Below are 13,277 nucleotides of genomic sequence, written 5' to 3' on the forward strand. Positions count from 1 at the left end.
TTAAGCGGTATCGTGTATAACCTTTACGGGCTTTATCCTTTTAGCCTAACGGGACGTTATTCTTTACAAATCGGCATTCCCAATAAAGCAGGGAAACTGCCTTTTTTAATGTACGGTTGCTACCCGAACCCAAGCCTTGAGCATAACCGTTATCTTTTGCGTGCCATTCGGGATTTTGTGCGTGAAGAAAACCCGAAAAGCCTAAAATATGTGGGGCGTTGGTATAAATTCCCTTGGCTGAATCCGTTAATTTTCCTGTTTAACGTGGGCAGTATTTTTCGAATGCCTTTTAACCAAAAGCTGGCGGATAAACAAATTGATGAGGAATTAAAAGCGTGGAAAAAACGCACTGAAAACAGTAAAAAACACTGGTTTGAAGCCGTGCAACGCCAACAGAAGAGTGTTAATCAACAACTGGCTGAATTAAAAATGGATAATAAAATTTAGTGAAAATTGACCGCACTTTTATGATTTTAGTTAAAGGAATCCAATGAAACTCCTCGAAAAATGGCTTCATTTTTACCGCACTTACACCTTGGGTTATTCCATTCGTCGGGTAAATCAAGATGAATTGGAGGTCCGACACTTAATTTTAGACGCTTTTCCACGAGGAATGATCCGCCTGATTTTTTTGGCGATTTTAGGCGTGATTGCCTTTATTGATTTTCAACACGGAGTTAGACCCTTTGATAATCAAATCAAGGCGATTAAATATGATTTTGAATGGGCTTTTAACCCAGATAAGAGCATAAAAAAAATATATGATATAGAACTTAGTGTAATGTCTAGAGAAGGTTTCAAAAGAAAATACCCAAATGTGAAATTAGATGACTATGAGGTATATAGGCAAAAGTATTTAGATAAAGACAGCTTACGTTTAATTCGCCCTATTTTCCATATTATCTGGCCGTTATTACTCCTTTGTATTCTTTTCCCGCCACGCCCTCGTGGGATTCGGATTAACCGCAAGAAAAAAGTGATTTATCAACAACATCTAGGCAAAGAATATTGGCTGGCATTCATACCGGAAGAGGGCGATCCGTTAAGCGGTATCGTATATAACCTTTACGGGCTTTATCCTTTTAGCCTAACGGGACGTTATTCTTTACAAATCGGCATTCCCAATAAAGCAGGGAAGCTGCCTTTTTTAATGTACGGTTGCTACCCGAACCCAAGTCTTGAGCATAACCGTTATCTTTTGCGTGCCATTCGGGATTTTGTGCGTGAAGAAAACCCGAAAAGCCTAAAATATGTGGGACGTTGGTATAAATTCCCTTGGCTCAATCCGTTAATTTTCCTGTTTAACGTGGGCAGTCTTTTCCGAATGCCTTTTAACCAAAAGCTGGCGGACAAACAAATTGATGAGGAATTAAAAGCGTGGAAAAAACGCACCGAAAACAGTAAAAAACACTGGTTTGAAGCCGTGCAACGCCAACAGCAGAGTGTTAATCAACAACTGGCTGAATTAAAAATGGATAATAAAATTTAGTGAAAATTGACCGCACTTTAAGGTTGTTTTAAAAATAGGACGGCACAATTACCCAATTAAGTTAATCAAAGAATTTATAAGCATTTTGCCGGTTTTGGCAAGCCGGCGAGTTTTGTGGCTTGTTTTGCCGGACCTTCAGGGAAAAGGCGTTGCAAATAACGGCTGTTTCCTTTGTCTGTGCCGAGCTTGTCTGCCATGGCTTTCACCAGCATTCTGATTGCCGGTGAGGTATTATATTCTTGATAAAAATCCCGCACAAAATAAATGACTTCCCAATGGGCAGGCGAAAGTTCAATATTTTCCTGCTGTGCAATGGCTTTGGCAACCTCTTCATTCCAGTCGTCAGTATTGGCGAGGTAACCGGATGAATCGGTTTCAATTTGTTTTCCTTGTATTTCAATCATTTTATTCAACTTGTTTAAAACTAATCATTTCGTGATCAGAAAAATCACCGCTTTCTTCATTGTCAAATTGCATTGGTTCAATTCGTTCTTCATCAAATGCCGTATCGCCTTCAATACCCTCTAATGATTGTCCGTGTTGAATACCTTTAAAATCAAAGAGTTTCGGATCACATAAATGTGACAACGTGATGTTTTGCATTGCGCTGAACATAGTTTCTAAACGCCCCGGATATTGGCGATCCCAAGTATTAAGCATTTCTTTTACCACTTGGCGTTGTAAATTCGGTTGAGAGCCGCATAAATTACAAGGAATAATCGGAAATTTTTTTGCAATCGCATATTTCTCAATATCTTTTTCTTTGCAGTAAGCCAACGGGCGAATGACGATTTGTTTCCCATCGTCTGAAATCAATTTTGGCGGCATAGATTTTAATTTTCCGCCGTAAAACATATTTAAAAAGAGCGTAGCCAACATATCATCGCGGTGATGACCGAGGGCGATTTTTGTTGCGCCTAATTCCGTTGCCGTACGATATAAAATACCACGACGTAGGCGAGAGCAGAGTGAACAAGTGGTTTTACCTTCCGGAATTTTTTCTTTTACAATACCGTAGGTGTTTTCTTGCACGATTTTGTAATCTACCCCAATACTTTCTAAATAAGTCGGTAAAATATGTTCCGGAAAGCCCGGTTGTTTTTGATCAAGATTCACTGCCACAATATCAAACTTAACGGGAGCACTTTGCTGTAAATTTAACAGAATGTCTAAAAGCGTATAGCTGTCTTTTCCGCCGGATAAACACACCATCACTTTGTCGCCGTCTTCTATCATACCGAAATCCGCAATCGCATTTCCCACGTTACGTCGCAATCGTTTTTGTAATTTATTAAAATTATAGCTTTGTTTTTTTTCTTGTTGGGTTAATTCGATCATTCTGTATTTTTGATTATTGATGAAAAGGGCACATTATACGTGAAAAATGCTAAAAGTGCGGTCAATTCAAAAGAAGATTTTTAAGATCTGTAAAAATTCCTGTATAATTGCCACAGTTTTTTGTTCAATTTTAACGCGTTGTCATTTCAATGATTGAGACTTCACAAACCATTCCCGAACTCGTCTCTTGGGCAAAAGAACGCGAGTTTTCATTAAATTTATCCACCGAGCGTTTGGTATTTTTGTTGGCGATTGCCATTTACAATAATGAACGGCTAGACGGTGAAATGTTAGAAGCCGATCTTGTGGATATTTTTCGCCATACGATCAATGCTTTTGATCAATCCGGCGATGCAATTTCCACCCGTGCCAATAACGCGATCAATGAGCTGGTTAAACAACGTTTATTGAATCGTTTTAGTAGCGAATTTACGGAAGGCTTGGCGATTTATCGTCTAACACCGCTCGGTGCTGGTGTGTCCGATTATTATATTCGCCAACGTGAATTTTCTACTTTACGGCTTTCCGTGCAACTTTCCATTGTTGCCGATGAAATACAGCGGGCATCCAATTCTGCCGAGGAAGGCGCTCAAAATAATGAAAGCGAGCATTATTGGCGTAAAAATGTATTTGCGCCGTTGAAATATTCGGTTGCTGAAATTTTTGATAGCATTGATCTTTCGCAGCGTATCATGGATGAAAATCAACAAAGTATTAAAGAAGAAATTGCAGAGCTTTTAACCAAAGATTGGCAAGCGGCGATTTCAAGTTGTGAACGTTTGTTAGATGAAACATCAGGCAATTTGCGTGAATTACAAGATACGCTAAATGCTGCCGGCGATAAACTGCAAGCCCAATTATTACGGATTCAAGATTGTGTTATTGGGCGTGATGATTTGTATTTTATTGATCAATTAATTACCGATTTGCAATCAAAGCTCGACCGCATTATCAGTTGGGGACAACAAGCTATTGACTTGTGGATTGGCTATGATCGCCACGTGCATAAATTTATCCGTACAGCCATTGATATGGATAAAAATCGTGTTTTTTCACAACGCTTACGTCAGTCCATTCATCATTATTTTGATCACCCTTGGTTTTTATGGGCAGCACAAGCGGATCGCCTTGCTGATTTACGTGATGAAGAAATGGTTCTCCGTGAAGATGATGCACTCGGTGAATTACCGGAAGAGTTGCAATATGAGTCTTTAGCGGATTTACATGATCAGATTGTTGACCATATGCAAAACCTGTTGATTGAATACCGTGAAAATAATCGCCCGATTGATTTAAGCCTAGTTCTTCGTGAACAGCTCGAAAATTATCCGCTTTCCCGCCATTTTGATGTGGCACGCGTTATTGTAGATCAGGCGGTACGTTTAGGGATCGCAAACGATGATTTATCCGGAATTTATGCGAATTGGAAAGAAATTAATGAGCAAGGTGCTGAGGTACAAGCTCACGTGATTGATAAGTATTAAAGTGCGGTCAATTTTAAAAGAGATTTAATTATCCTTGCGATAGGATAAAGAGTAAGAGAAATAAACCATGACAGATAATCTTCAAGATGTAATTTCCCCAAAACTTGCAATAGCGATTGCGAATCCGTTATTTCCTACGGTGGATAGCCTTTTGCGTTCAGGTCGCCATATCAGCACGGAACAGCTTGATAATCACGCCTTTTTGATGGACTTCCAAAACGAGTTGGACGGTTTTTATCGCCGCTATAATGTGGAGCTTATCCGTGCGCCGGAAGGCTTTTTCTATTTACGCCCTAAGGCAACCACTCTTATTGCCCGTTCGGTACTTTCCGAATTGGAAATGTTAGTAGGGAAGGTTCTCTGCTATCTCTATTTAAGTCCGGAACGTTTGGCTCAGCAGGGCATTTTTAGTACGCAGGAAGTTTATGATGAATTATTAAACTTGGCGGATGAAAGTAAATTATTAAAAGCGGTTAATCAACGTTCAAGCGGTTCTGATTTAGATAAACAAAAATTAGCTGAAAAAGTGCGTGCCGCAATTGGTCGCTTACGCCGTTTGGGAATGATTCATACAGTGGGGGAACAAAATAGCGGCAAATTTACTATCTCCGAGTCTGTTTTCCGTTTTGGGGCAGAAGTGCGTTCCGGTGATGATCCGTTGGAAGCGCAAGCCCGTTTAATTCGGGATGGGGAAGCCGCCACACCGCAATCTTTACAACTTGAAAAACAAGTACTGGCAAATACAGAAACTCTGTCTGAAGAAATTGATGGGGAAAGTGCGGTTGAAATTGAAGAAGAATTTGATGATGCAGGAGAACAAGAATAATGTCTGATGTATTAGAATTGAAAAATGATATTGCTCCGAACGAATCACGAGAACAAGACATTGAAAAGGCGGAAGAAGGTCAATTTGTTACGTCAATGCCAATCATCAATCATGATGTTGAACGTGGCAAATTTCGATCTTTAACCTTAATCAACTGGAATGGTTTTTTTGCCCGCACCTTTGATTTAGATGAGCTGGTCACTACGCTATCAGGTGGTAATGGTGCTGGAAAATCAACCACTATGGCAGGTTTTGTTACTGCGCTCATTCCGGATTTAACCTTACTTCATTTCCGCAATACAACAGAAGCCGGTTCAACGGGTGGATCACGTGATAAAGGGTTACACGGGAAATTACGTCCGGGGGTTTGTTACGCGGTATTGGATACCGTTAATTCCCGTCATCAACGCATTCTTGTGGGCGTTCGGCTACAACAAGTTGCCGGACGTGACAAAAAAGTCGATTTAAAAACCTTCTCTATTCAAGGTGTGGAATTATCGCAAAATCCGACCGCACTTTTCACCGAGACAGTAGGTGAACGTCAAGCACGCGTACTGAATTTAAACGAACTTAAAGATAAAATTGAAAATCTTGGTGCGCAGTTTAAACAATATCATTCTATCACCGATTATCACGGAATGATGTTCGACTTAGGGATTATCCCAAGACGCTTACGCTCTGCATCGGATCGCAGTAAATTCTATAAACTTATTGAAGCCTCCTTATACGGTGGTATTTCAAGCGCCATTACCCGTTCTTTACGTGATTATTTATTGCCGGAAAATTTAGGTGTACGCAAAGCCTTCCAAGATATGGAAAGCGCATTGCGTGAAAACCGTATGACGCTGGAAGCCATTAAAGTTACCCAATCTGATCGTGATTTATTCAAACATTTAATCACCGAAACCACAAATTATGTGGCATCGGATTATATGCGTAATGCGAACGAACGCCGTGGTAATATTGAAGCTGCACTAGAATTTCGCCGTGAATGGTATAAAGCCAAGTCAGAGCAGAATTTGTCGCAACATCGTTTAATCGATTTAAGCCGTGAAGTCGCCGAACTTGCAGAGAATGAACACACTTTGGAAGTGGATCATCAGAGTGCTGTAGATCATTTAAATCTTGTGTTGAATGCTTTGCGCCATCAAGAAAAAATTTCACGTTATCAAGAAGATGTAGCGGAGCTTTCCGAACGTTTAGAAGAACAAAAAATCGTCGTAGAAAATGCGAATGAGGCGTTAGAAGAAAGCCAAGCCCAGTTTGAACAAACGGAAATTGAAATTGATGAAGTTCGTACTCAACTTGCCGATTATCAGCAGGCATTGGATGCTCAACAAACACGCGCATTGCAATATCAACAAGCTATTACAGCTTTAGAAAAGGCGAAAACTTTATGCGGTTTAGCCGATCTGAATGTAAGAAATGTCTCGGATTATCACGCAGAGTTTGAAGCCCATGCAGAAAGCTTGACGGAAACAGTATTGGAATTGGAACATAAAATGTCTATTTCTGAGGCGGCAAAATCCCAATTTGATAAGGCTTACCAATTAGTTTGTAAAATTGCCGGTGATATACCGCGTTCTGCTGCTTGGGAAAGTGCCAAAGAATTATTACGTGAATACCCAAGTCAAAAATTGCAGGCACAACAAATGCCACAGCTTCGTACCAAATTGAACGAATTGGAACAACGTTATGCCCAACAACAAAGTGCGGTCAAATTATTGAATGATTTTAATCATCGGGCAGATTCAAATTTAGAAACAGCCGATGAGTTAGAAGCCTATCATGCAGAGCAAGAAGCTTTAGTCGATGAGCTTTCAGCTGATCTTTCCGAACAGGTGGAAATGCGTTCAATACTTCGTCAAAAACGTGAAAATTTAACCGCACTTTATGATGAAAATGCACGTAAAGCACCGGCTTGGCTGACCGCTCAGGCTGCATTAGAGCGTTTGGAAGAGCAGAGTAGTGAGACTTTTCAGCATAGTCAGGATGTGATGAATTTTATGCAGGCGCAACTCGTGAAAGAACGCGAATTGACGATGCAGCGTGATCAACTTGAGCAAAAACGCCAACAATTAGATGGGCAAATTTCCCGCTTAAGCCAGCCTGATGGTTCTGAAGATACTCGTTTGAATGCCCTTGCCGAACGTTTTGGCGGTGTATTGCTTTCCGAACTCTATGATGATGTACCGATTGAAGATGCACCGTATTTCTCCGCACTCTATGGTCCGGCACGACATGCTATTGTCGTTCGTGATTTAAATGCTGTGCGGGAACAATTGCTACAACTTGATGATTGCCCGGATGATCTTTATTTAATTGAGGGTGATCCGACCGCTTTCGATGACAGTGTGCTATCCGCCCAAGAGCTTGAGCTTGGCGTAGTGGTGCAAGTATCGGCACGCGAATTACGTTATTCTAAATTCCCAGAAACTCCGCTATTTGGTCGTGCCGCACGTGAGAAACATTTGGAAACCTTACAAACTCAACGTGATGAAGTTGCAGAAGATTATGCACAAATCGCTTTTGATGTACAAAAATGCCAACGTTTACACGAACATTTCAGCCAATTTGTCGGTTTACATTTAGCCCTTGCGTTCCAGCCTAATCCGGAAGAATTAATGGCGGAAATCAATCGTGAACGCAATGAAATTGATCGTGAATTAAATCAATTTAATAGTGGTGAGCAGCAATTGCGTATTCAACTAGACAGCGCAAAGGAAAAAATGCAGCTGCTTAATAAATTAATTCCACAATTAAGTGTATTGGCAGATGAAGATTTGATTGATCGTATTGAAGAATGTCGTGAGCAATTAGACATTGCGGAGCAAGATGAATTATTTGTTCGTCAATATGGAGCGACGTTGTCACAATTAGAGCCGATTGCCAATAGCTTACAAAGCGATCCGGAACATTATGAAGAATTAAAAAATGAATTAACGCAAGCCATTGATCGCCAAAAACAAGTACAACAACGTGTTTTTGCATTGGCTGATGTGGTACAACGCAAACATCATTTTGCTTATGAAGAGGCGGGCCAAGCGGAAACCTCAGAATTAAATGAACAATTACGCAAACGTTTAGAATTAATACAATCGCAGCGTGATATTCAACGTGAACAGCTTCGTCAAAAACAAGCCCAATTTGCACAATACAATCAGGTGTTTATTGGGTTACAAAGTTCTTATGAGAGCAAAAATCAGCTACTAAAAGAACTCATTAGTGAAATTGACGAACTGGGTGTGCGTGCCGATGAAGGGGCGGAAGAGCGAGCCCGTATTCGCCGTGATGAATTACATCAACAACTTTCAACCAGCAGACAACGTCGTACCTATGTGGAAAAACAGCTGACTTTAATTGAAAGTGAAAGTGAAAACTTAAATCGTCGAATTCGTAAAGCAGAACGTGATTACAAAACCCAACGGGAATTGATTATCGCTGCAAAAGTGAGTTGGTGTGTTGTATTGCGTTTGTCTCGTCATTCTGATGTGGAGAAACGCTTGAATCGTCGAGAGCTCGCTTATTTATCTGCCGATGAGCTCCGTTCAATGTCGGATAAGGCACTGGGTGCGTTACGTACTGCTGTAGCAGACAACGAATATTTACGTGATAGCTTACGTGCCTCGGAAGATAGCCGTAAACCGGAAAATAAAGTGCGGTTCTTTATTGCAGTATATCAACATTTGCGTGAACGTATCCGCCAAGACATCATAAAAACTGATGATCCGATTGATGCAATTGAACAAATGGAAATTGAGCTTTCCCGCCTAACGGCGGAACTTACCGGTCGTGAGAAAAAACTGGCAATTAGTTCTGAAAGCGTGGCTAATATTATGCGTAAAACCATTCAGCGTGAGCAAAACCGTATTCGTATGCTGAACCAAGGTTTACAAAATATCGCTTTCGGTCAGGTAAAATCTGTGCGCCTAGTCGTCAATATTCGTGATACGCACGCGATGTTATTAGATGCGCTCTCCGGTCAGCAAGATGAATATCAAGATTTATTTAATGACAACCGCATTACTTTCTCAGAAGCAATGGCTAAACTCTATCAGCGTATTAATCCGCATATTGATATGGGGCAACGCACGGCGCAAACCATTGGTGAAGAATTATTAGATTACCGTAATTACCTTGAATTGGAAGTAGAAGTTTTCCGTGGTGCAGATGGTTGGTTACGGGCTGAAAGTGGGGCGTTATCGACCGGTGAAGCAATTGGTACAGGGATGTCGATCCTATTAATGGTGGTGCAAAGCTGGGAAGAAGAAAGCCGTCGCATTCGTGGTAAAGATATCGTACCTTGTCGTTTACTCTTCCTTGATGAGGCCGCACGTCTTGACGGCAAGTCCATTTCCACTTTATTTGAACTGTGCGAACGGTTAGATATGCAATTATTGATTGCCGCACCAGAAAATATTAGCCCGGAAAAAGGAACGACCTATAAACTGGTACGTAAAATTTCAGGAAACCAAGAACATGTTCACGTAGTTGGATTACGTGGGTTTGGCGCAACGGAATAGAGGAGAAGTGCGGTTAAAAATGAGCCTGTTTTTGACCGCACTTTTTTGTTAAGGAACTAATATGCAAACGTATAAAGAAATGATGTTTCCGATTTTGAAATTGTTTTCTGATCGTAAAAAATATTCTCGCAATGATGTATATCAATTTATTACACAGCACTTTTCTTTAAGTGAACAACAGATGAGTGAAAAAATAAAATCAGGGCAAGCACTCTATAAAGATAGGGCAAATTGGGCTATCACTTATTTATCTGCACTAAACAACATGCCTGAAGGGAAAAGGCTTTTATCAAGAGTATCTCGTGGAATTTACCAAATAACAGAATTAGGTTTCTCAATTTCCAAAGATAAAAAACTCTTTGAAAACTGGTATCAAGAAATACATAGTAGGGAAGCTAAATTCAAGAATAAAAAAGAAATTCAAGTAATTCTTCAAGAAAAAACGCCAAATGAAAGAGTAGATGATATTTATCTTGAATTGATAACAGCGCTAAAAAGTAATTTACTAGAAGAAATTCACAATAAAGATTCAAGATTTTTTGAAAACCTAGTTTTACAAGTATTAAATAAAATGGGGTATGGAACGAATAACTATACATCTTTAACTACAAAAGGTGCGGATGAAGGGATTGATGGAATTATCAGTGAAGATGAATTGGGTTTAAGTAAGATTTACATTCAGGCAAAGCGTTGGGAAGGAAAAGTTTCTCGCCCTGAAATTCAAAAATTTGTTGGTGCTATTTCTGACAAACCTACACAAAAAGGCGTATTTATTACTACTTCTGATTTCACTAGAGAAGCTATTCAATATGCTCAGAATATTCAAAATTTAGTCATTATTTTAATTAATGGTGATCAATTATCTGAACTTATGATCAAACATAAAGTTGGTGTTTATGTAAAACAAGCTATTGAACTTTGTGAAATTGATCGTGATTTTTTTGAAGAATAATTTGATAAGAGAAGTCTATGTATAATCTCATACTCGCTATTTTATTCAGTGTGTCCGTTTCTGTGTTGCTCAAAATCGCACGCAAGAAAAATATCATTGTGGAGCAAGCTATTGCCTTTAACTACATTGTTGCCTTGTCGTTGAGCTATTTTTTGTTAAAACCGGATTTCAAAGGGCTGGAATTTACGAATTACATCGCACAAAGCGATAGTGTTCCTATTTTCTTCGCACTAGGGCTATTATTGCCGAGCGTGTTTATTATTATGTCGAAAGCCGTGGAATTTGCGGGCATTGTTCGCTCTGACGCAGCACAACGCCTCTCATTATTTTTGCCGATTTTGGCCGCATTTTTAATTTTCCACGAAACATTGAGCCAATCAAAAATAGTCGGGATTCTCTTGGCATTTATAGGACTGCTTTGCTTACTGACGAAACCAAACCATAGACAAAGTGCGGTCAATTTTAAGGGAGTTTTCGGGTTAATCGGTGTATGGTTTGGTTATGGCATTATTGATATTTTATTCAAACAGGTCGCAAAAAGTGGTGGGGCATTTTCAGCTACATTATTTATTTCGTTTTCTCTTGCCGCCTGTGTGATGTTTATCTACTTATTGCTAAAACGTACACAATGGACTGTACCTAGTGTCATCGGTGGCGTGATTTTAGGTGTGCTAAATTTTTTTAATATTCTCTTTTATATTAAAGCACATCAAAGTTTTGGTAGTAACCCAACATTAGTTTTTGCCGGTATGAATATTGGTGTAATTTGTCTTGGTACGATTACCGGAGCTTTAGTATTTAAAGAAAAGATAAGTAAAATTAACTGGTTAGGTATCATCTTTAGTTTAACTGCTATCTTTTGCTTATATTATTTAGATAAAATTTTGGCGTAAAAGAGAAATATCATGTCAAATAACCTTACCTTCTTTATTTATGACTATGAGAGTTTTGGGATAAGCCCATCTAAAGATCGTCCGGCTCAATTTGCCGGTATTCGTACAGATGCTGATTTTAATATTATCGGCGAACCTATAATGCTTTATTGTAAGCAAACAAACGATTATTTGCCTTCTCCGGAAGCTGTGATGGTGACGGGTATCACACCTCAAGAATGTAACGAAAAGGGGATTTCTGAACCGGAATTTGCCGAAAAAATCTTAGCCGAGTTTTCTCAACCTAATACCTGTGTAATGGGCTACAACAATATCCGTTTTGATGACGAAATGACTCGTTATACGTTTTATCGGAATTTTATCGATCCTTATGAATATAGTTGGAAAAATGGCAACTCCCGTTGGGATTTATTGGATTTAGTACGTGCTTGCTATGCATTACGTCCTGATGGAATAAATTGGGCATTTGATGAAAGCGGAATACCAAGTTTTAAGCTGGAGAAACTTACTAAAGCTAATGGAATTGAACACGAGAATGCTCATGATGCCATGGCTGATGTTTATGCAACCATTGCAATGGCGAAATTAATTAAAGAAAAGCAGCCTAAATTATTCCAATATTTCTTTGAAAATCGTGGTAAAAGAGAAGTGGAAAAACTCATTGATACCGCAGAAATGACGCCGCTCGTTCATGTTTCGGGTATGCTTGGTAACTATCGTGGTAATTGTACATGGGTTGCTCCTTTAGCTTGGCATCCAACTAATCAAAATGCCGTAATAGTGTGCGATTTGAGCGGTAATATTGATAATTTATTGGCAAAAAGTGCAGATGAATTACGGGCTGATTTATATACTAAAAAAAACGAATTGGATGAAAGGGAAGTGCCATTTGTGCCGTTAAAACTCGTACATATTAATAAATGTCCCATCCTTGCGCCCGCTAAAACCCTGTTACCAGAAAATGCTGAACGTTTGGGTATAGATCGCCAATTATGTTTAGAAAATTTAGCTAAATTACGTGCTTCTTTTGACATTCGTGAAAAAGTCGTCGATATATTTAGCGAAGAACGTCAATTTGAGCAAAGTGATAATGTTGAAACCGAGCTTTATAATGGCTTCTTCAGTAATGCAGATAAAAATAATATGTCTATTTTGCGCCAATTGCCGGCAGAAAAATTGGTTGAACACGGTTTAGCCTTTGAAGATAAACGCATACCGAGTCTATTATTTCATTATCGTGCCAGAAATTTCTATAAAACGCTGACACGGGCAGAGCAAATAAAATGGCAGAAATATCGTCAACGTAAACTGGAACAAAGTTTGAGTGATTTTGAGAACAGTTTGAGAAAGCTCTCCGACGACAATGCCAATAACCCTGAAAAACTTTTTTTACTGCAGCAAGTTTACGAATATGGAGTAAAATTATTGGATTAATTTAGTGACCGTATCACAAGAAAACTTTTTCAAAAAATAGAAGCATATTCATAAAATGAGTGTGCTTTTTTATTTTTTTAAGTCCTTATAAAAAGTTTATATTACTCAAGATAAAACTTCACCATCCATAGTCCTGACAAAATCCTGACATTAACTTTAATCATTCAATAAAACACCTCAAGAACCCGTTACAACGTTTAAAAACTGCTTTATTTGTGCTGTTTAACTAGTATTTGTGACCTGTGTGTAACTCTGTGATTTATTTAACCCGTAGTTTTCGCTCACCTTATCACTAATTTCGCATAATGATTTTTCGGATTATGTTGAATTCGAAGTGC

Annotated in this window: 9 protein-coding genes and 1 pseudogene; 8 read left to right on the plus strand and 2 right to left on the minus strand. The window is 39.2% G+C overall.

Annotation, left to right across the window (positions count from 1 at the left end; all coding sequences use genetic code 11):
• Together A3GE_RS12160 and A3GE_RS10920 are read left to right on the plus strand one after the other, a co-directional pair.
• Positions 1–447 (plus strand): annotated as a pseudogene (locus A3GE_RS12160) (hypothetical protein); the annotation flags it as partial.
• 43 nt (positions 448–490) lie between these two features.
• Positions 491–1,489, plus strand: coding sequence for a hypothetical protein (locus A3GE_RS10920; protein ID WP_018355505.1), 999 nt, complete (start codon positions 491–493; stop codon positions 1,487–1,489).
• A gap of 74 nt (positions 1,490–1,563) precedes the next feature.
• On the opposite strand, the gene A3GE_RS0101465 is transcribed toward A3GE_RS10920, so the two are convergent.
• Complete coding sequence (locus A3GE_RS0101465) at positions 1,564–1,893, minus strand: TusE/DsrC/DsvC family sulfur relay protein (protein WP_018355506.1); 330 nt, start codon at positions 1,891–1,893, stop codon at positions 1,564–1,566.
• 1 nt (position 1,894) lies between these two features.
• On the minus strand, positions 1,895–2,827 hold the full coding sequence (gene ttcA / locus A3GE_RS0101470) for a tRNA 2-thiocytidine(32) synthetase TtcA (RefSeq protein ID WP_018355507.1): 933 nt from the start codon (positions 2,825–2,827) through the stop codon (positions 1,895–1,897).
• Positions 2,828–2,976: 149 nt separating this feature from the next.
• Between ttcA and mukF the strand changes: the two genes are divergently transcribed.
• From mukF to sbcB, 6 genes are all read left to right on the plus strand, one after another.
• The gene (gene mukF / locus A3GE_RS0101475) at positions 2,977–4,311 is read left to right on the plus strand and encodes a chromosome partition protein MukF (protein ID WP_018355508.1); all 1,335 of its coding nucleotides are present in this window, start codon (positions 2,977–2,979) and stop codon (positions 4,309–4,311) included.
• Between the two features lie 67 nt (positions 4,312–4,378).
• The gene (mukE, locus tag A3GE_RS0101480; protein WP_018355509.1) at positions 4,379–5,137 is read left to right on the plus strand and encodes a chromosome partition protein MukE; all 759 of its coding nucleotides are present in this window, start codon (positions 4,379–4,381) and stop codon (positions 5,135–5,137) included.
• Positions 5,137–9,660, plus strand: a complete 4,524-nt coding sequence (gene mukB, locus A3GE_RS0101485; protein ID WP_018355510.1) for a chromosome partition protein MukB — start codon at positions 5,137–5,139, stop codon at positions 9,658–9,660. The genes mukE and mukB overlap by 1 nt, the downstream gene beginning before the upstream one ends.
• 61 nt (positions 9,661–9,721) lie before the next feature.
• Positions 9,722–10,612 carry a restriction endonuclease gene (locus A3GE_RS0101490; protein ID WP_018355511.1) on the plus strand — a complete coding sequence of 297 codons (891 nt, stop codon included), beginning with the start codon at positions 9,722–9,724 and terminating at the stop codon, positions 10,610–10,612.
• 17 nt (positions 10,613–10,629) lie between these two features.
• Positions 10,630–11,505: an EamA family transporter gene (locus tag A3GE_RS0101495; RefSeq protein ID WP_018355512.1), complete on the plus strand. Its 876-nt coding sequence runs from the start codon at positions 10,630–10,632 to the stop codon at positions 11,503–11,505.
• Positions 11,506–11,517: 12 nt separating this feature from the next.
• Positions 11,518–12,939: an exodeoxyribonuclease I gene (sbcB, locus tag A3GE_RS0101500; protein ID WP_018355513.1), complete on the plus strand. Its 1,422-nt coding sequence runs from the start codon at positions 11,518–11,520 to the stop codon at positions 12,937–12,939.
• The last annotated feature ends 338 nt before the right edge of the window (positions 12,940–13,277 follow it).

Source organism: Rodentibacter pneumotropicus DSM 21403, from assembly GCF_000379905.1.
In the GTDB taxonomy this organism is placed as follows: Bacteria; Pseudomonadota; Gammaproteobacteria; order Enterobacterales; family Pasteurellaceae; genus Rodentibacter; species Rodentibacter pneumotropicus.